Origin of the sequence: Paracoccus albus (assembly GCF_027913035.1) — a bacterium.
Lineage (GTDB): Bacteria > Pseudomonadota > Alphaproteobacteria > Rhodobacterales > Rhodobacteraceae > Paracoccus > Paracoccus albus.
The window spans coordinates 1-19,856 of the sequence record NZ_CP115775.1; the positions used below are offsets into that span (position 1 = coordinate 1).

At 58.8% G+C, this 19,856-nt stretch carries 17 protein-coding genes; 9 read left to right on the forward strand and 8 right to left on the reverse strand.

Annotated features, from left to right (window positions below; genetic code table 11):
• Positions 1 to 247: 247 nt before the first annotated feature.
• The 3 genes from dnaA (at position 248) to recF (ending at position 3,909) form a co-directional block, all read left to right on the forward strand.
• On the forward strand, positions 248 to 1,603 hold the full coding sequence (gene dnaA, locus PAF20_RS00005) for a chromosomal replication initiator protein DnaA (RefSeq protein WP_434802962.1): 1,356 nt from the start codon (positions 248 to 250) through the stop codon (positions 1,601 to 1,603).
• A gap of 114 nt (positions 1,604 to 1,717) precedes the next feature.
• Complete coding sequence (dnaN, locus tag PAF20_RS00010; protein ID WP_271071724.1) at positions 1,718 to 2,836, forward strand: DNA polymerase III subunit beta; 1,119 nt, start codon at positions 1,718 to 1,720, stop codon at positions 2,834 to 2,836.
• Complete coding sequence (gene recF / locus PAF20_RS00015) at positions 2,833 to 3,909, forward strand: DNA replication/repair protein RecF (RefSeq protein ID WP_271071725.1); 1,077 nt, start codon at positions 2,833 to 2,835, stop codon at positions 3,907 to 3,909. The genes dnaN and recF overlap by 4 nt, the downstream gene beginning before the upstream one ends.
• On the opposite strand, the gene PAF20_RS00020 is transcribed toward recF, so the two are convergent.
• A complete protein-coding gene (locus tag PAF20_RS00020) occupies positions 3,910 to 5,454 on the reverse strand; it encodes a phospholipase D family protein (protein ID WP_271071726.1) in 1,545 nt (514 codons plus the stop codon).
• Positions 5,455 to 5,622: 168 nt separating this feature from the next.
• Here PAF20_RS00020 and gyrB point away from each other — a divergent pair, with 168 nt between their 5' ends.
• Positions 5,623 to 8,058 (forward strand): DNA topoisomerase (ATP-hydrolyzing) subunit B, encoded by a 2,436-nt coding sequence (gene gyrB, locus PAF20_RS00025; protein ID WP_271071727.1) that lies wholly within the window; start codon positions 5,623 to 5,625, stop codon positions 8,056 to 8,058.
• A gap of 174 nt (positions 8,059 to 8,232) precedes the next feature.
• Positions 8,233 to 8,988, forward strand: coding sequence for an outer membrane protein (locus PAF20_RS00030; RefSeq protein WP_271071728.1), 756 nt, complete (start codon positions 8,233 to 8,235; stop codon positions 8,986 to 8,988).
• A gap of 48 nt (positions 8,989 to 9,036) precedes the next feature.
• Here PAF20_RS00030 and PAF20_RS00035 read toward each other — a convergent pair whose 3' ends face one another.
• Positions 9,037 to 9,780: a helix-turn-helix transcriptional regulator gene (locus tag PAF20_RS00035; protein ID WP_271071729.1), complete on the reverse strand. Its 744-nt coding sequence runs from the start codon at positions 9,778 to 9,780 to the stop codon at positions 9,037 to 9,039.
• Positions 9,781 to 9,842: 62 nt separating this feature from the next.
• On the opposite strand from PAF20_RS00035, the gene PAF20_RS00040 reads away from it, so the two are divergent.
• Positions 9,843 to 10,430, forward strand: a complete 588-nt coding sequence (locus PAF20_RS00040) for a glutathione S-transferase family protein (protein ID WP_271071730.1) — start codon at positions 9,843 to 9,845, stop codon at positions 10,428 to 10,430.
• Here PAF20_RS00040 and PAF20_RS00045 read toward each other — a convergent pair.
• The 3 genes from PAF20_RS00045 to PAF20_RS00055 all read right to left on the reverse strand — a co-directional run bounded on the left by PAF20_RS00045 (position 10,369) and on the right by PAF20_RS00055 (position 13,411).
• Positions 10,369 to 11,304 (reverse strand): DMT family transporter, encoded by a 936-nt coding sequence (locus tag PAF20_RS00045; RefSeq protein ID WP_271071731.1) that lies wholly within the window; start codon positions 11,302 to 11,304, stop codon positions 10,369 to 10,371. The two genes, PAF20_RS00040 and PAF20_RS00045, sit on opposite strands and share 62 nt — an antisense overlap.
• Positions 11,305 to 11,448: 144 nt before the next feature.
• Positions 11,449 to 11,745: an HU family DNA-binding protein gene (locus PAF20_RS00050; protein ID WP_271071732.1), complete on the reverse strand. Its 297-nt coding sequence runs from the start codon at positions 11,743 to 11,745 to the stop codon at positions 11,449 to 11,451.
• Positions 11,746 to 11,932: 187 nt separating this feature from the next.
• Positions 11,933 to 13,411, reverse strand: a complete 1,479-nt coding sequence (locus PAF20_RS00055; RefSeq protein ID WP_271071733.1) for an AMP nucleosidase — start codon at positions 13,409 to 13,411, stop codon at positions 11,933 to 11,935.
• Positions 13,412 to 13,504: 93 nt separating this feature from the next.
• On the opposite strand from PAF20_RS00055, the gene PAF20_RS00060 reads away from it, so the two are divergent.
• Together PAF20_RS00060 and PAF20_RS00065 are read left to right on the forward strand one after the other, a co-directional pair.
• Positions 13,505 to 14,500: an LLM class flavin-dependent oxidoreductase gene (locus PAF20_RS00060; protein ID WP_271071734.1), complete on the forward strand. Its 996-nt coding sequence runs from the start codon at positions 13,505 to 13,507 to the stop codon at positions 14,498 to 14,500.
• Positions 14,501 to 14,543: 43 nt separating this feature from the next.
• The gene (locus PAF20_RS00065; RefSeq protein WP_271071735.1) at positions 14,544 to 15,425 is read left to right on the forward strand and encodes an SDR family oxidoreductase; all 882 of its coding nucleotides are present in this window, start codon (positions 14,544 to 14,546) and stop codon (positions 15,423 to 15,425) included.
• Positions 15,426 to 15,463: 38 nt separating this feature from the next.
• On the opposite strand, the gene PAF20_RS00070 is transcribed toward PAF20_RS00065, so the two are convergent.
• From PAF20_RS00070 to PAF20_RS00080, 3 genes are all read right to left on the reverse strand, one after another.
• Entirely contained in the window at positions 15,464 to 16,225 is a 762-nt protein-coding gene (locus PAF20_RS00070; RefSeq protein ID WP_271071736.1) for a MurR/RpiR family transcriptional regulator, read from the reverse strand.
• An 82-nt stretch (positions 16,226 to 16,307) separates the two neighbouring features.
• Positions 16,308 to 17,039 (reverse strand): HAD family hydrolase, encoded by a 732-nt coding sequence (locus tag PAF20_RS00075; protein ID WP_271071737.1) that lies wholly within the window; start codon positions 17,037 to 17,039, stop codon positions 16,308 to 16,310.
• Entirely contained in the window at positions 17,036 to 17,854 is an 819-nt protein-coding gene (locus PAF20_RS00080) for a sugar phosphate isomerase/epimerase family protein (protein ID WP_271071738.1), read from the reverse strand. Before PAF20_RS00080 ends, PAF20_RS00075 begins: the two co-directional genes overlap by 4 nt.
• A gap of 300 nt (positions 17,855 to 18,154) precedes the next feature.
• Between PAF20_RS00080 and PAF20_RS00085 the strand changes: the two genes are divergently transcribed.
• On the forward strand, positions 18,155 to 19,795 hold the full coding sequence (locus PAF20_RS00085) for an ABC transporter substrate-binding protein (protein WP_271071739.1): 1,641 nt from the start codon (positions 18,155 to 18,157) through the stop codon (positions 19,793 to 19,795).
• Positions 19,796 to 19,856: the final 61 nt, after the last annotated feature.

Consider the following 19,856-nt stretch of genomic DNA (forward strand, 5'->3'; position numbering starts at 1 on the left):
GGGGGAAGTTGCATAAGATTCGGGTCTGCCACCCGATCAGATGCAGTTCGAAACCGACCGCAAAACGGTCTGTAGCTGACCAAGCAGGGGAACTGCCATCCCGCTGCAAGGCAAGCGATATGCTAGCTGACCAGATCGGTCGGGCGGCCCTTTGCTGTCCTGACTGGTCGGGTGTTGGTCCCCTTTTGTCTCGTGAAGCGCCCGTGCCGCCTGCTGGCCGGAATTGGGGACAAGACAAAGAGAAGATATAATGAAAGAGCTTTGGGATAGGGCCAGTGATGCGCTGCGGGATAAAATCGGAAACAACAATCACACCGCATGGATTGCACCGCTCGATCTGACCGGCATCGACTCGGACGAGGCCCGGATCACCACCCCGACGCGCTTTATTTCTGATTGGGTTCAGCGCCATTATGCCGAAGCCATTCGCGATGCGCTGAATGAGGCAGGCGCAGCCGTCGGTCGGCTGAGCTTTCAGGTCTCGGCGACCGCACGCACAGCGACATCCCGCAAAAGCGCTGCCGCGCAAACTGCTGCCTCCCCACGCAGCGCCGCTGAACCGGAAATGTCTGCTCCGCTGGATTCGCGTTTTACCTTCGACAATTTCGTTGTCGGCAAACCGAACGAACTGGCCCATGCCGCGGCCCGTCGTGTTGCCGAAGGTGGACCCGTTACGTTCAACCCGCTGTTTCTCTACGGGGGCGTCGGTCTTGGTAAGACGCACCTGATGCACGCCATTGCGTCCGAAGTTCGTGCGCGCCGCCCTGAATCTCGGGTGCTCTATCTGTCGGCGGAACAATTCATGTATCGTTTCGTGCAAGCGTTGCGCGAACGTACGGTTATGGATTTCAAAGAGATTTTCCGTACCGTTGAAGTGCTGATGGTCGATGATGTTCAATTCATCGCCGGCAAGGAATCGACGCAGGAAGAGTTTTTCCACACCTTCAATGCGCTCGTCGATCAGGGCAAACAGATTGTTATTTCGGCTGACCGCGCTCCGGGTGAGATCAAGGACCTTGAGGACCGGATCAAATCGCGTCTGCAATGCGGTCTGGTCGTCGATCTGCACCCGACGGATTATGAACTGCGCCTTGGCATCCTTCAGTCAAAAACGGATGCTTTCCGGGCCCAATATTCCGGCCTTTGCATCGAGCCCGGCGTGCTGGAGTTTCTGGCCCACAGGATCACATCGAATGTCCGCGTTCTGGAAGGCGCGTTGCAGCGTCTGTTTGCATTTGCCAGCCTCGTGGGTCGCACCATCGACATGGAACTGACGCAGGATTGCCTTGCCGATATCCTTCGCGCGTCTGACCGGAAGCTGTCGATCGAAGATATTCAGCGCCGCGTTGCCGAACATTACAATATCAAACTGGCCGATCTGGTCGGGCAGAAACGTGTCCGCACCATCGCCCGCCCGCGGCAGGTGGCCATGTATCTTGCCAAGCAGATGACCACGCGCAGTCTGCCAGAGATCGGGCGTCGCTTCGGTGGCCGCGATCACACCACCATTATGCACGGTGTCCGCAAGATAGAAGAGCTTTGTTCGGACGATCATGGTCTGGCCGAAGATGTGCTGCTTCTTCGCCGTGCTCTGGAAGCCTGACACCAAGGCTTGATTCCGGACGCATTTTTAATGACATTCAGCGGACCGGCCGCTGGCCGGTATTGTTGCGCCGGATGTGCGCAGGAAAGACGCGCGCATGACAGGGGACTGGCAATGAAATTCTCGATTGAACGGGCTGATCTGGTGAAGGCCGTGGCACAGGCAGGATCTGTCGTGGAACGTCGGCATACGATCCCGATTCTCGCCAATGTGCAGATCGAAGCGACACCCGATGGCGTCAGCTTCCGCGCGACCGATCTGGACACCGAAGTTATCGACCGCACTGCGGCGCATGTCGAACGTCCGGGCTCGACGACTGTATCGGCGCAGATGCTGAACGAAATCTCGCGCAAGCTTCCTGACGGCTCGCTGGTGACGATTGCGGTAGATGGCGCGAATGAGCGGCTGACGGTGCAGGCCGGGCGGTCGAACTTTACGCTGGCGACTTTGCCGTCAGAAGATTTTCCCGTGATGGCAAATGCCGAATATTCCGCCAATTTCGCTGCCCCGGCCCCGGTATTGCGCCGTCTTTTCGACAAGGCGAAATTCGCGATCTCCAACGAAGAGACGCGCTATTACCTGAACGGCGTCTATATGCATGTCGCCGATTCCGAAGACGGTAAGGCGCTGCGCTGTGTGGCGACAGATGGTCACCGGCTGGCACGGATTGACGCGCCGCTGCCTGATGGTGCTGCCGACATGCCGGGTGTCATCGTGCCGAAGAAAACGGTCGCCGAGCTGCGTAAGCTTCTGGATGACGATGATCAGCAGATCGCCGTTTCAGTGAGTGAGACAAAAGTGCGGTTTGCCACGCCGAATATCACGCTGACATCGAAGGTCATCGACGGCACTTTCCCGGACTACACGCGCGTGATTCCGATGGGAAACACCCGCAAGATGGAAGTGGACGCCAATGATTTCGCCCGTGCGGTGGATCGTGTGGCCACCGTTAGCAGCGAACGTTCGCGGGCGGTCAAGCTCGCACTGGAGCTTGATCGTCTGGTGCTTTCCGTCAACGCGCCGGATTCCGGCACGGCGGATGAAGAACTTGCCGTGGCATATGGTGATGACCCGCTGGAAATCGGTTTCAACGCGAAATACCTGCAAGAGATTGCTGCGCAGGTGGATCGTGAAAATGCCGTGTTCATGTTCAACGGCTCGGGCGATGCAGCGCTGATCCGCGAAGGCAGCGACAGCTCTGCCGTCTATGTCGTCATGCCGATGCGCGTGTGATCCTGTCCCGGCTGACGCTGTCGCAGTTTCGGTCCTGGCCGCGGTTAGAGCTTGATCTCGACGCGCGGCCATTGGCTTTTTATGGGCCGAACGGGGCGGGCAAGACCAATATTATCGAAGCAGTGTCCATGCTGTCGCCCGGGCGCGGAATGCGCGGCGCGGTGCCGGGCGATCAGGCGCGTCAGGGTGTTGATGCGGGGTGGCGCATCCGGGCAGCCGCCGGCGATGATGAGATTGAGACATCTGCCCTTCCCCGCGCCAACAGAACTGTCAGCATTAACGAAAAGAATACGCCGCAAATCGCGCTCGGCCAGATATTGCGGCTGATCTGGCTGACGCCCGCCATGGACCGGCTCTGGATCGAAGCGCCCGAAGGCAGGCGCAAATTTCTGGACCGGATGACGCTGTCATTTCACCCGGATCATGCCAGCCTGTCGCTGTCCTATGACAAAGCGATGCGCGAACGAAACCGCCTGCTGCGCGAACAGGTGACCGATCCCGGCTGGTATCGCGCGCTTGAAGGGCAAATGGCAGAGGCGGGCGCGAAGATCACGCAGAACCGCCTTGCGGCAATCAAAGCGATCATGGCTGCGCAGACATGCGACAGCGATTTTCCGGCAGCGCAGCTGAGCCTGTTGCCGGGTGAGGGCTTCGCCGATGATCCCAATGCGAACGACATCGCAGGCCGGCTGGAAACTATGCGCGCTAGGGACCTTGCCGCAGGGCGAAGCCTGTCCGGCCCTCATCGCGCGGATCTGGGCGCGATTTGGGGACCGCAGGACATGCCGGCCGCGCTGTCATCGACCGGCGAGCAGAAGGCGCTGTTGCTGTCCATGATCCTCGCCAATGCAACGGCACTGGAGGGTCAGCCCGTGGTGCTGCTGCTTGATGAGGTGGCGGCCCATCTGGATGCCGACAGGCGTGCCGCGCTTTACGACAGGATCACGGCGTTGAACGCACAGACCATGCTGACCGGGACAGGCCCGGAACTGTTCAGCGCATTTGGTCCCCGCGCCCGGCATATTTCCGTCAGCAGAAGCGACGGCGCGTCGCGGGCAGACGAAGCATCCTGACTAGAGCAGCCACTCAATCGGCAGCAGATTCAGAACATAGACGGCGACCCGGTTGCCCAGCCCAAGGCCCGGTTCATGTTCGATCAATGCCTCGCCCCCATCGGCTTGCGGATCGCGCCACAGCATTTTGCCGTCGCGCAGGATCGGTTGGTAACTGCGTCCGACAAGGTCGTTGTTCATCAGGTCGCTGCCGCCCGTGGCGATTTCGGCGCTTTCGATCAGGAAGCCCATTTCGCAATTCAGCGCGGCCGAACGTGGGTCAAAGTTGAAAGAGCCGATAAAGACGCGCAGATCGTCGGCAGCAAATGTCTTGGCGTGAAGGCTGGCACCGGACGAACCGAACGGACCCATCGGATCGTGAGGTTGATCGCCGTCCTCCGCAGGTTTCAATTCATACAGGTTGACGCCAGCTTCCAGAAGCTCTCGGCGGTACTTGACGTATCCTGCATGAACCATCGGCACATCGGTCGCCTGCCAGGAGTTTGTGAGGATGTTCACCTCTACCCCCTTGCTCGCTAGCGCGGCGAATTGCTGGCTTCCGTTCTTGCCTGGCACGAAATAGGCCGAGATCAGATCAAGGCGTTTCTGAACGTCACCCAGAATGTCGGCAAGCCTGAAGATCATCAGTTTATCCCGGTCAACCTCTCCGACCCCTTTAAGGGGATCGTCGGCGACAACGCTGACATCGGTCCAGACGAGCGGTGGACGTTCGCCGCGCGCGAGTTCGGCAGCAACTGTCGCGGTCATGTCCGAAATGGCTTGCCCAACATCGGAATTACGAGCTGCTTCGACCGCGTTGTCAAATGCGGCCATGTCACCGCTGCCGGAAATGACCTGATCGAGCGCCAGGACCGGGGCAGAGTTCCAGTACTCATCGAAGATCGCAGCAGTGTCCGTCACGACCGAACCGACACCCAGCACATCGAGGTCAAGATATGCAGGCGCTTCGCCGACTTCGAAATATTCATTGCCAATATTGCGACCGCCGACGATTGCAGCGGCGCCGTCAACGATGAAAGCCTTGTTGTGCATCCTGCGGTTCATGCGCAGCGGATAGAGCGCGTATCCCAGCAGTTTCGGATTGCGAACGGTCGAGGGATTGAACAGCCGAACGGAAAAATTTTCCTGCGCGTGCATTGCAGCCAGCATGTCGTCCATTCCGGCAATGCCATTGTCATCGAGCAGCAGTCTGACACGGACACCACGGGCCGCTGCCTCTTTCAGGGCATTCATCAGCAGCAAGCCGGTCTCATCATCGTGCCAGATGTAATACATGACGTCGATTGATCGTTCGGCGCCACCGGCAAGCGCCATGCGGCTGAGAAATGCCGTTCGCCCGTCAGGCAATGGATTCACGCCGCTTTGACCAGGATGATCTGACTGCGCGGCCAGAGCCTCGGGGCCAAGACGTGTTTCAGGATCAAAGGGGATTACATGCTCGGTCGGTCGTCCCTCGGTCGAGGGAACGGACCAGATCATTCTGCCGACAAGCCAAAGTGCGACCAGACCAAGGATCACGATAAGAATCATCTTTAACCACCGCATAGTTGCCCCTGATTGAACGCTAGCCACTCCGACTGTTTCAGCCGCAATCCGGCACCTGTGCAAGGGGCGGCTGCATTTCGCCGTTTTGCCACGAAATACAGTGTGTTTCCCGTGACTTTACCTTCGTGAATGACTATATGATGTGCAGAATAACAGGAAAAATCAGGCATGACAGACAGCGCTCCGCAGCCCGCCGAATATGGCGCGGATTCCATTAAAGTTCTCAAGGGGTTGGAAGCCGTCAGAAAGCGGCCGGGGATGTATATCGGTGACACCGATGACGGCTCTGGCCTGCATCACATGGTTTACGAGGTCGTCGACAACGGGATTGACGAAGCGCTTGCCGGTCACGCCGACTTCGTGAAGGTCAAAATTCACGCTGACAGCTCCGTCTCCGTTCGTGACAATGGTCGTGGCATTCCGGTTGAGATGCACAAGACAGAGGGCGTGTCGGCGGCCGAAGTCATCATGACGCAGCTTCACGCAGGCGGTAAATTCGACCAGAACAGCTACAAGGTTTCCGGCGGTCTGCACGGTGTGGGCGTTTCGGTGGTGAACGCGCTGTCCGACTGGCTGGAACTGCGCATCTGGCGCAATGGCAAAGAGCATGTCGCGCGGTTTGAAAAGGGCGACACGGTTGAACATCTGCGCGTTGTCGGCGATGCGCCCGAGGAGAAGGGCACAGAGGTCCGCTTCCTTGCCTCTTCCAAGCTGACAGATCCGAACGGCACGTTTTCCAATCTCGAATACAGCTTCAAGACGCTGGAAAATCGCCTGCGCGAACTGGCTTTCCTGAACAGCGGAGTGCGCATTATTCTGGAGGACGAGCGTCCGGCGGAACCACTGCGAACGGAGCTGTACTATGAGGGCGGTGTTCGTGAATTCGTGAAATTCATCGACCGCTCCAAAAGCGCCGTCATGCCGGAACCCATCTTCATCGAAGGTGAGCGGAACGGGATCGGCGTTGAGGTGGCGATGTGGTGGAATGACAGCTACCACGAAACTGTGCTGCCATTTACCAACAATATTCCGCAGCGTGATGGCGGCACCCATATGGCTGGCTTTCGTGGCGCATTGACCCGCGTGATCCAGAAATACGCGCAGGACAGTGGGATCGCCAAGCGCGAGAAGGTGGATTTCACCGGCGATGACGCACGCGAAGGGCTGACCTGCGTGCTGTCAGTCAAGGTGCCCGACCCGAAATTTTCGTCGCAGACAAAGGACAAGCTTGTCTCTTCGGAGGTTCGCCCGGCTGTTGAAGGCCTGGTGGGAGAGAAGCTTTCGGAATGGTTTGAGGAAAACCCGAACGAAGCAAAGCAGATTGTCGGCAAGATCATTGAGGCTGCGCTTGCGCGGGAAGCTGCACGTAGGGCACGCGAACTCACCCGGCGTAAATCCGCAATGGATGTTGCCTCACTTCCGGGCAAACTGGCTGATTGCCAGGAAAAGGACCCGGCGCTTGCGGAACTTTTCATCGTCGAGGGTGACTCGGCCGGTGGTTCTGCCAAGCAGGGGCGTTCGCGTCAGAATCAGGCCGTTTTGCCGCTGCGCGGTAAGATCCTGAACGTCGAGCGAGCGCGTTTTGACCGGATGCTTTCCTCTGACATGATCGGGACGCTGATAACTGCCCTTGGCACCGGGATCGGACGGGACGAGTTCAATCTGCAAAAGCTGCGCTACCATAAGATCGTCATCATGACCGATGCCGATGTTGACGGCGCGCATATCCGGACGCTGCTGCTGACCTTCTTCTTCCGCCAGATGCCCGAGCTGATTGAGGCCGGACACCTCTATATTGCTCAGCCGCCGTTGTATAAGGTTGGACGTGGCCGGTCCGAGGTATATCTGAAGAACGAGGCCGCGTTGGAAGATTACCTGATCCAGCAAGGTGTCGATGGCGCCGCGCTGCGGTTGGGTTCGGGTGAAACCATATCCGGCAACGACCTTATCCGCGTGATCGAAGAGGCGCGGATCGCACGTCGTATCCTGCGCGCCTATCCGACGCACTATCCGCCTCATATTACCGAGCAGGCGGCCATTGCAGGTGCACTTGTTCAGGGTCGTATAGATCAGGACGCCGCAGGCGTCGCCTCTGCCGTGGCGCAGCGGTTGGATCAGGTTGCCGAGGAATATGAACGCGGCTGGTCCGGCCGACCTACGCAGGACGGCGGTATCCGTCTGTCGCGTCTTCTGCGTGGCGTAGAAGAGGCGCGGACGCTGGATGGCACGATGCTTCGGTCAGCCGAATCGCGGCGTCTGGGCTCGATGACCGAGCAACTGGAAGAGATCTATGCGCAACCGGCCGTGCTGGTTCGCAAAGAGCGCGAACTGCCGATCTGGGGACCACTCAGCCTTCTGCAGGCGATTTTCCTGGAGGGTGAGAAGGGGCTTTCGCTTCAGCGTTACAAGGGGTTGGGAGAGATGAACCCGGAACAGTTGTGGGAAACAACGCTTGATCCGCAGGCACGGACGATGCTGCAAGTCAAGGTTGAAGACTTGTCCGAGGCCGAAGATATCTTCACGAAACTGATGGGTGATCTGGTCGAGCCGCGGCGCGACTTCATCCAGCAGAATGCGCTGAGTGTAGAGAATCTGGATATCTGATCCGTTCGGTTGTCGATATTGCCCGCGCAATAGCGTGGCAATCCTGCCGCAGGTTGCGGCGGGATTGCCGGTTGAGCGGCCACTCTGGATAGGTCGATTGCTGCAATTGCAACTTGGCAATATAGCTCAGCCTATCATTCACCGAGACCGACATCTCTGATCGTGGAGTTAACGATGAAATCGTCCTCTTTTTATCTGCCTTTTGCAATTGCGTTGGCCGCAGTCACTTCCGCTGGCGCCGGTGGCTACACCGCTCCAACAGTTGAAACTCCTATTGAGGTTCTGCCCACGCCCGTCGCTCCGCTGACGTGGCAGGGTGCCTATGTCGGCGGCACGCTGGGTTATGCTTTTGGCGGCGACGACGAGGTCGGTATCGGTCAGGGCGATACGCGTCATTACACAACGCTGGACGATAAACTGGAACTCAGCGGCGTGAACTATGGTCTGCGCCTTGGTTTCCGCGGTCAGCGCAATATCGATGAGCGCTTCGACTGGGTTTTTGCAGGCGAACTTGGCTATGAAGCCGGCAGCATTGAGGACAAAGTTTCGGACGGCATCTATACCGCCAAGTCCGAGATCAACAGCGTGCTGGCGCTGCGCATCAAATCCGGTGTGCTGAACGCTGCCAAGGATACATGGTTCTACGGCATCGCTGGCGTCGGCAAGGTCGATTTCGATTATTCGGTCACGGGCGGAAGTGCCGTAGCCGGGGCAGCCGGGGCGGTCAATATCGACAAGGAAGGCCAATCGGCAACGGGTTACATCCTTGGTCTGGGTGTCGAGCGTAAGATGAATGAGCGTCTGTCGCTGACGGGCGAGTGGGAATACCACAACTATGGCAAAGAGCATCTTGAAGATGTGGCTGGCCGTTCGACCGAGGCGACGCCTGATTGGCACCAGATCAAGATCGGTCTGAACTACCAGTTCTGAGTTCGACCAACCTTTTCAGGGGCCGCGCATCACCTTGCGCGGCCCTTTTTAATTGGCGTTTTCATTCAACCCGTGCGCTCGCGCATTTTGCATAGGGCATGGTTCGGGGAGATTGCGCATCCGCTCAACATATTCGCGCATCAGCCTGATGCGATGGGGCCGGAAGCTGCGGCCGGTCAGCTTTGCGCTGATGATGCGGTTGCAGTGAAACAAGCGATAGTCCTCGCGCATGTTGCACCAAGCCAGCAGCAATAGAGCATTCTCGGAATAGGACATCCCAATGGGCCGGATCTCGCGCTCCGTAACCTGATCGCTCAGATCGCGATAGCAGAGCCAGATCTCCTCCTCCCGCCAGCAGGCGTCGCGCAGAATTGCCATATCAATGGTCGGTCGCGCACGCTCGGTTGCCGCCGCAAAGCCGCGCAGCGCGACATGCGCGGCCTGAAGGGCCTGCCGCTCTGGCAGGGTCGCCACGATACGTGCAAGCGCGTTGCGGGCTGCGTCTATCAATTCGGCATCTGCGACGCGCGGCAGGGCGTCTATCGCAAGGCGCAGGGCCTCGATTTCAAGCCGAGAGAAACTTTGCGGGGGCAAGGCGGGGTCTTCTGTCAGCGTGTAGCCAAGGCCTGCCTCACCGTCGATCAACGCGCCACCCGCACGCAGTGTGGCGATGTCGCGGTATAGCTGGCGCAAGCTGACGCCGGTTTCACTGGCCAGCCTTGCGGCAGTCACCGGAGCGGGCAACCGGCGCAGCGTATCCATCAGTCTCATCAGCCGGTCGGTGCGTGCCATGCTGTCACATTCTGTCAGGGACGATCAATCATAACTGCCGCATCGAAATACAGGAGTCCACAATGCTGACGCTTTATCACGCCCCCAAATCCCGCTCGACCTCGGTCGTGCAGTTGCTGCACGAACTTGGTGTCACGGATCAGGTAAAGACCGAAATCGTGACCATTCCCCGGCCGGACGGATCGGGTGGGCCTGACCCGAAGAACCCGCACCCGGAAGGCAAGGTGCCCTATCTGACGGACGGCGACGATTTCGTGCGTGAGCGTGCGGCAATCGTCCTTTACCTGACGGATCGGTTTCCGGGTGCCGGACTTGGCCGGTCGGTTGGTGACCCGCAGCGCGGCGCTTATCTGTCGTGGCTGGTCTGGTATCAGGGCGTGCTGGAGCCGGTGACGATTATCAACTGGGCCGGTGTCGGCCACCCCGCCATTTCTGCCTCACTACGCGACTACGATACCGCGATCCAGCGGCTGGACGAGGTGCTGAGCAAGCAACCCTATCTGCTGGGGGAGGATTACAGCGCGGCCGATCTTCTGTGCTCTGGCCCATTCGCGTGGGTCGCGGACCAGATGAAGGTCACGCCAGCAATCACGGATTGGGTCGCGCGCTGTCAGGACCGTGACGCGGTGCGGCAGGTTGGCGAGGGCTGACGCCGCTGACCGGCAGGCGGGCGACTTGCACAAGCAGAATGCCCGCCGCCACGATGACCGCGCCGAGTACATCGCTGAGTCCGAAACGCTCGCCAAGAAACAGCGCCGCGATGGTCACGCCGAAGATCGGTGACAGAAAGTGGAATGTGGCGGCGCGCGTGGCACCGATGCGGCCGACCAGAAGAAACCAGATGAATGTCGCGGCGATCCCCGGTGCCAGAACCGTGTAGATGAATGCGAATACCAGCTTCCAGCTCCACTCTATCGGTTGGCCCCATTCGGTGATTGCCGCCGGGACGGCCAGCACAATTGCGCCAACCGCCATTTGCATTGCAACGATCATCATCATGTTGCGGCTTCCACCTGCGCCCCGTGCAACCAGGGTCGCAATCGTCAGTGCTACAACGGCGATAAGGGCCAGCGATGTGCCATACAGATCCAGCCCGTGTTGAAGGCGTACGCCCATGACCATGCCGACCCCCAGCATCCCAAGGATCAGGCCAAGAATGGCCATCGGCCGCAGCCGCTCACCCAGCCAGACCCACCCAAATAGCGCCACCAGCAGTGGCATCATGGATGCGATAATTGCTGCGGCAGAGGCTTCGATGGTTCGCATTGCGACCCAGTTCAGCCCCAGATACAGCGCGTTCTGCATGATGCCGAAGATGATGACGACGCGCCACTCGTTGCGGCTGAGCTTCCAGCTTTGTCCCATCGCACGGGCGAGAGCGATGCCGATCAGGGCCGACAGCGTAAAACGGATAACAAGTGCCGTTATCGGAGGGGCAGCCACGACGATAACGCGCGTCGAGGTAAAGGCGGATGCCCACATCAGGGCAAATGCGAGCCCCATCGCAATTGATTTGAAATCCATGCCGCACCTGCTTCGATCGCGGCGACGATAGCCTTCTGGCATTCCGGGGGCCAGCCTGACAAGCGCTGTCGTTCCAATAAAAAGGCCGCCGGGGTGGCGGCCAGTTCGTTCTTTTTTACATCGCCCTCCCTGTCGGGCGACGGATCAGGCGTTGACGCTGTCTTTCAGAGCCTTCGCGACGGTCACTTTGACCTGCTTGTCGGCGGGCTTCTGCATCATTTCCTGGGTCTGCGGATTGCGGACCATACGCTCGGGACGAGCGCGGCAAGCGATTTTGCCGATGCCCGGCAGGGTCACTGCACCACCATTGGAAACTTCGCGGGTTACCACGGCGGCAATCGCGTCCAGAGCGGCGGCAGCGGATTTTTTGTCGCTGCCCATTTCGTCGGCCAGAGTGGCGACGAGTTGGGTCTTGGTCATCGGCTTAGCGGCTTGAGCCATTATCTGTCTCCTCGTTGCCCCGAAAGTGGGGAAAGTTCAGCGCCGCTTGCGCGGCATGTCCTCTGCTACACAGGGTTTCGCAGAATATTTCAACCGTTTTTCTCTATCCGGACGCAGCAATCGCTAAGAAAGAGCGTTTTCCGCCGATTCTTATGGCATGACGCAGCGTCAACATTGGTTAATATGCCTATAAAAACGCGGTCTCGCTGAACGAACGAAGCTTGCGCGAGTGGATCCTTTCAAGCGGCATATCACGCAGTTTCTCCATCGCGCGAACACCGATCAGCAGGTGATTAGCAACTTGCGTGCGGTAGAAATCAGTCGCCATGCCGGGCAGTTTCAATTCGCCATGCAAAGGTTTGTCCGAAACACAAAGCAGCGTCCCGTAGGGCACCCTGAAGCGGAAGCCGTTGGCGGCGATGGTGGCGCTTTCCATGTCCAGCCCGATCGCGCGCGACAAAGACAGTCGGTGGATCGGTCCCGACTGGTCCCGAAGCTCCCAGTTGCGGTTGTCGATGGTGGCCACTGTGCCGGTGCGCATGATCCGTTTCAGCTCATACCCTTCCAGCTCCGTGACCTCTGCCACGGCTTCCTGCAGTGCCACCTGCACTTCGGCCAATGCAGGGATCGGCACCCAGACCGGCAGATCATCGTCCAGAACGTGATCTTCACGCAGATAAGCATGTGCGAGAACGAAATCGCCAAGACTCTGAGAGTTCCGCAGCCCCGCACAATGCCCGACCATCAGCCATGCGTGGGGACGCAGAACGGCAATATGATCCGTCGCGGTTTTCGCGTTTGACGGACCGACACCGATATTCACCAGCGTGATGCCCTGATTGTCGGCCCGCTTGAGATGATAGGTCGGCATCTGTGGAAGCTTGGCCAATGCCGAAATCTTGCCGTCAGGCGTGTCAATGATCTGGTTTCCGGGCGCGACGAAGTCGACATAGCCGGATTCCCGGTCGCCAAGGGCCTGACGGGCAAATGCTTCGAACTCGTCAACATAGAACTGATAGTTCGTGAACAGAACGAAGTTCTGAAAATGCTTCGGGTCCGTCGCGGTGTAATGCGCAAGCCGTGCAAGCGAATAGTCGATCCTCTGCGCGGTAAAGGGCGCAAGGTCCTCGGCCCCGTCGGGGTGGGGCACGGCCAGTCCGTTGACGATATCGTCGTTAACTGTGTTCAGGTCAGGCACGTCGAAAACGTCGCGAAGGCTGAAATCCAAAACACCTTCCTGGGGCACGTTCAGGTCGGTCCGCGTCGCCACCGCAAAATGGACTGGCATCGGGGTCGTGCTGTACCCGACTGCGACGGGTGTGTCGTGGTTCTTTATCAGAAGGCCAAGCTGCTCTTTCAGATAGTGACGAAACAGGTCAGGTCGGGTGATGGTCGCGGTATAGCTGCCCGGCGTTGCGACATGGCCAAAGGACAACCGTGAATCGGTTTTGGAATGGCTGGTCGTGGTCAGCCGGACTTCGGGGTAATAGGCGCGATACCGCGCTTCCGGTTGGCGTCCGCCAAGTGACGCGACGAAATGCTCGGTCAGGAAGCCCGATGCGCGATCGTAAAGCTCGCACAGCCTTTCCACGGCCGCTGCAGGATCGGTGAAATATTCCTGCTCGACCGGTCTCGGCGTTTTCAGGGGCAGAATCTTGTCGTTCATGAAAGACCTCTTGTTTGAGCAAGAGTGCCAGCCGTGCGCGACACTGGCAAGACGCCCGGCGAGTGCCTAGATCGTCGGGGAAAGGAAATTTTCATGCGTTATTCCATACTTGATCTTGCCCCTGTTCCCGAAGGATCAACGACCGCAGAGGCGATTGCCAGCAGCGTCGCGCTTGCGCAAATGGCCGACGGGCTAAACTATCATCGCTATTGGCTGGCAGAGCATCACAATATGATAGGCATCGCTTCTGCCGCGACCTCGGTCATGATCGGGCATATCGCTGCGCATACATCGCGCATTCGTGTGGGTGCCGGCGGGATCATGTTGCCGAACCATTCGCCGCTGTCGATTGCCGAACAGTTCGGAACGCTTGCCACGATTCACGGAGATCGCATTGACCTTGGGCTGGGCCGTGCGCCGGGCGGGGACGGTGCTGTTTTCCGTGCGCTGCGCAAGACGCCCGATATGGCCGAGAATTTTCCCCATGACGTTCTGGAACTGATCTCTTATCTCGGGGACGCAGCGCCTGATGCGACTGTTCTGGCGCATCCGGGGCAGGGGACTCATGTGCCGGTCTGGATGTTGGGATCGTCACTGTTCGGCGCACAACTGGCCGCAGTGCTGGGTCTGCCATATGCATTTGCTTCGCATTTCGCGCCCGGTGCATTGGACGAGGCCCTGCCGCTTTATCGCGACAGGTTTGAGCCGGCGGGTCGCGCCGATGCACCCGATGGGCCGCATTTCATGCTGGCCGTGAATGTGATCGCAGCGGAGACGGATGAAGATGCCGACTATCTGCAATCCAGCCAGAAGCTCGCCTTCGCGCGACTGCGCAGCGGGAAGCCGGGAAAACTGCCCGCGCCGACGCGTGATCTGTCTGAAATCACCCCTCCGTTGGAGCGTATGGTGGGCCAGGCGCTGCGGGTCAGTGCGGTCGGAAATCCGGCGACGGTGCGGACGCAACTGGCGCAGCTGATCGACCAATACAAGCCGGATGAACTCATCCTGACCGGCCAGATTCATGATCCGGAAGCGCGACGCAATTCGTTCCGGATCGCGGCGGAAGTTCTGGATGAAATAGGCAAGTGACAGTGAGGCCTATCGTTTTGGTTTTCATGAGGGCTGAGTTGTCATGGACATGCTGATCTTCGGGCATGGATATACCGCCGCCGCATTGACTCGGCGTCTTTGCGCTGCGGGTTGGAGTGTGTCTGGCACGACCCGCGGCGATCCGGGGCGTGTTTCGGCGGCCGGGGCGAAGCCGATAAACTGGTCGGATGACAATGGGCGGCTGGAAGATGAGATAGAGCGTGCGGACGCGATCCTGTCATCCGTCGCGCCGGACGCGAGCGGTGCGGCGGGTGGGGCCGATCCGGTCATTGCTCGATTTGCAAGTTCGTTGCGAACTGCGCGACCGAAATGGGTTGGCTATCTGTCCTCGACGAATGTCTATGGCGATCATGGCGGCGACTGGGTGGACGAAGAAACGCCACCCAATCCCACTATGTCGCGCGCAAGGGCGAGGCTGAAAGCTGAAAGGGAATGGGCAGACCTGTCCGAACAGGCGGGTTGGCCGCTTAGGATATTCCGGCTTGCCGGCATCTATGGTCCCGGTCGCGGTCCGATAGAAAAGCTGCGCAGCGGCCGGGCGCGCCGCATCGTGAAGCCCGGTCAGGTTTTTTCGCGGATACATGTCGATGATATTGCCGGTGCGGTCATGGCATCTCTGTCTCAGCCAACCGGGGCATCTGGGTCGCGTGTTTTCAACCTATGCGACGACGATCCGGCACCACCACAGCAGGTGATTGCCGAGGCGGCGCGAATGTTGGGCCTGCCTGCGCCGGAGGAAGAGGATTTCGCCTCGGCAGATATGTCGTCGATGGCGCGCAGCTTCTATGCGGATTCCAAGCGTGTCAGCAATGCGCGCTTGAAGTCCGAACTGGGCTATAAACTGCTTTATCCTGACTATCGGTCTGGTCTTGCGGCAATCTTGCAGGCCGAAGATCGTGTCTGACCCGGATTTTTCGGGCCACGCCTTGGTTGCTGTAGATTTTATAGCTTAGCCTTGCGGATTCGAATGATCTGCTCGGCCAGCAACTCGCACAGGACCAGCTTTGAAACGACCGGGCCAAGCTCGCCACGCTCTGGCAACGGGGAAAGCGGCGTTGCGATCAGCACCTTGTCGCAAAGCTGATTGAGGTCAGCGATCCGGCGCCCGGAAATCGCGACGCGGTATGCGCCCCGGATGCCCGCCGTTCGCAGCATTGCTTCTACGCGGGACGTCAGACCGGTTTCAGACACGGTGATATAGACCGAACGGTCGTCGATTGCGCCAATGATCTCTTCAGCAATGACGGGGTCCTGAATCCCGCGCGCGATCAGCCCCAGCCGTGAAAAGCGATAGGCCAGAAGCTTTGCGGTTATCCCCGAAACCCCCGCGCCGAAAATGTCGATGTGACGTGCAGCGACAAGTTTCATTGCCACCGCGGCGAGATCGCTGTCACTGGCTTCGTCGACGGTTGCGCGCACTGCGTTGGTGATGCGCGTTCCGAAATCGGTTTCTCGTGGTGTGGCGCCGTTGCGATAGGCGATATCCGAGGCAAGTGAGATCTTGAAATCCGTAAAACCATCAAAGCCAAGCTTCCGGCAGAAACGAGCAATACTCGCCTCTCCGCTGCCAGCGAGAGATGCGAGCTCAGACATAGATGCGCGAACAGCCGTATCAGGTTCTTTCACAATGAAATCCGCGATCCGTGCCATTGCGTCGGGCATGTCATCCCGGCTGGTCTCTATCAATCCAAGCACATGCCGCATGTGAAAGCCGCCCTCCTTCAAAGCCGGATCACTTTGCGTTGTATTTTAGCGGCCTGCAAAGACAAGGAAAACGCGCCTTCGCCTAGATGCCCGTCAGTGACCATGCTGCCTGATGACGCAGATATTCGGCAAGCTCTTGCGCGGAACCAACGACGAAAGAAGCACCTGCCGCAAGCAGAGAGCCCGCGCTTTCAGGGCCGCAATGGCTTCCGCCTGTGAATCCGATGGCAGAGGCGCCCGCCGCGACGGCACCGGAGATGCCGCTGACGCTGTCGTCGATGACAGTGCAGCGGCGGATATCCGCGCCGAGCCGAGCGGCAGCAAAATAGAACAGATCAGGCGCTGGCTTCCCTTCCGCGACATCTTCAGCGCTGAATACATGGTTGCCGAAATGCTCTGCCAGTCCCGTCAGGCGCAGCGACAGGGCCAGCCGCCTGTGACCGCTATTTGACGTGACGCATGACGGAACTTCCAGCCCACTAAGAACGGCCCGTATCCCCGAAACCGCCCTTAGCTGGTGGTGAAAGCGCTGAAGCAGAAGCTCATCATATCGTGCCTCCATCGATGGTGACAGATCTACGCCAAGATCCTCTCGCAGAATGTTGCGAGCATGTGCCGCGCTTTTGCCGGTGAACATTGCCGATGCCTCGGCGATGCTAAGCTCAATTCCCAAGGCTGACAGGCATTCAACCATCGTTTCGGTCGCCAGACCTTCGCTGTCAACCAGCACGCCGTCACAGTCGAAACAGATGAGGTCCGTCATGCGGATGCCTGTCGAGGTTGCGTCATTGGGATTGGTCCGTTGATGCTTCATTGGGCAAGCTGTCTGCTGCGAAGGAATTCAGCCGATGGCAGGATCGTCGCATAATCGCGCAGTTCCAGGATCAGCCGGGGTTTGGATTCCAGCTGTCCGAGCGCGGCGAACACCGCGTCCCAAATCACCGTGCCCTTGCCGATTGCCCAGTGGCGATCTGCATATCCGTCGGCGTCCTGCAGGTGAATATGTTCCAGCAGATTGCCCGCGCGATGCACGAAGTAGTCGACAGGGGGCGCCCCTGTCGAGCCATGTGCATAATGCGCGTGGCCAGTATCGATCGACACCTTCACCGCATCGCTGCCAAAGCTGGCCGCAAGTTCGCACCTAGCGTCAGGATCTTTATCCTCGATATTTTCCAGCACCATCGTCACGTTTGCATTTTCGGCGCGGGAGACGACGGTATCAAGCGTATCATGGACAAGATCCAGCATCTCCTGCCGCGCATCAGGCAGGTTGTCGAGGTTGTTGTAGGACCATGTTGTGAAAGGACTGTGAATCACCATCTGCGTCGCCCCTAAAGCTTCACAGACCTCTATTCCCTGCATCATTCTGTGCGTGGTCAGGCGGCGCAAATCCGGGTCGGGATTGGCAAGTGTCAGCCCCCAGAATGGACCGTGGATCCCCAACCTGCCCGCATAGCCGTCCAGCAGGCGTTGCGCATGTGCGACCTTGTCCGACCAATCACCGTTCAGCGTATCAGCGGTGATGAAGTCCTGCAATTCCAGATCGCGCTGATCCACGATGATCCAGTCCCGAAGGGTTTCGAGTACCGATAGTGGCATGGCGGCGCCAAGGACGGGAAGTGCTGACATCATAAGATTCCATATGAAACATACCGGGTATTTCCGGTCGTGGTTGTGAGGTTTCGGCCCTGACCAGAGGACCCGGATGCGGTAAGATTTACCCTGCATTTGTGACGGTATGATCTCAGAACTTCATATTTTTCACGAATAATGGAGGAATACTCCACATTTCATCAGACCGTGTTCGAAGCGTCGCCGAATCGTTACACGCACGGGGCTAATTGGCAGCAGTTTCGGCGTGATTGCGCACGAAACACGCAATTCTGCGTTCCGGGCAAGGCCCGGTATCCGCTATTCAGGAGAACGGAAATGATCCGATTGAATCGACGTCATGCGCTTGGTTTGATGGGTGCGACCGCAGGCGGGCTTATGCTGCCGGGCTATCTGCGTGCGCAGGGAACCCGCCCCTCGGTGACCATTGCTGTCCAGAAGATCACCATTAACAATACGCTAGACCCTTGGAATGAACAGTCCAATGTAGGAGAGCGTGTGTTCTATCCGAACCTCTGGGAAGGGCTGATCCTGCGTGACTGGATGGGCGATCAGGGTCCGGTCCCCGGTCTGGCGACGGAATGGACGCGCATCGACGACAAGACGCTGGAGCTGAAGTTGCGTCAGGGCGTCAAGTTCCACAACGGTGACGAGATGACGGCGGAAGACGTCGCCTTTTCATTCTCGCCCGAGCGTTGTTTTGGGGATACCCAACCGGTCGGTGGCAAAACCATCTATGCAGCGGACTTCGCGCCTCAGACCGAAAAAGACCTGCCCGCGAATCTACCCGGCGTCAGCCGTCGCCTGTGGCCGTCGCTGGAAGGGATAGAGATCGTCGACAAATACACTGTGCGCCTGCACAACGCGACGCCGGATGTGACGCTGGAAGGTCGCCTGTATTCAATGGGCAGCCAGATCACCAGTCGTCGCGCCTGGGACGAAGCCGCCAGCTATGCCGAGTGGGCGGCGAAGCCCGTCACCACCGGCCCCTATATGGTCGAGGATCATCGCCCCGATGTGTCGCTGACGTTGGTTGCGTTTGACGATTACTGGGGCGGTCAGGTGCCGCTGCAGCGCATCACCTTCGTTGCCGTGCCAGAGGTTGCCAGCCGTGTGAATGGTTTGCTGTCTGGTGAATATGACTTTGCCTGCGACCTGCCGCCGGATCAGATCGATCAGGTTCAGAACGCGGATGGGTTTGAGGTGCAGAACTCGACGATCTGGAACCATCGTATCTCGGTGTTCAACACCCAGAACGAAACCCTCGCAGATCCGCTGGTCCGCCGCGCGATGACCCATTCGATTGACCGCGATGCAATCGTGCAGGCACTGTGGAAGGGTCAGACCAATATCCCCGCCGGGCTTCAGTTTGACAGCTTCGCTAGCTCTGACATGTTCATCGAAGGCTGGGCGCCGCCGGAATACAACCCGGAACTGGCCAAGGACCTTCTGAAGCAGGCCAACTACAAAGGCGATGCGATCCCCTATCGCCTGTTGAATAATTACTACACCAACCAGACGGCCAACGGCCAGATCATGGTTGAGATGTGGAAGCAGGTCGGCCTGAATGTCGAAATCGAGATGAAGGAGAACTGGGGCCAGATCCATGATCCCGCAGGCCTGAAGGGTGTCCGTGACTGGTCGGCCTCCAACACGATCAACGACCCGATCACACCTATGGTGGTTCAGTTCGGTCCGAATGGCGAAGTTCAGCAGAAGCAGGATTGGTCCAATGCCGAGCTGAACGAGTTGTCGGTCGTGATGGAAACCTCTACCGACCGTGCGAAACGCAAGCAGGCCATCGCCCGTATGCTGGAAATCGCTGAGCGTGAGGACCCGGCCTATCAGGTTCTGCATCAGAATGCGGTCTTCACCGGCATGCGCTCTGATCTGGGGTGGAAGGCGGCACCAGCTTTCGCAATGGATTTCCGCGCAGGCAACTGGACGACCAGCAGCTAAGCCAATCCGGCTGCAAAGCCCGGCCAGCCGCTTGCTGGCCGGGTCTGCGGGTATTGCTGCC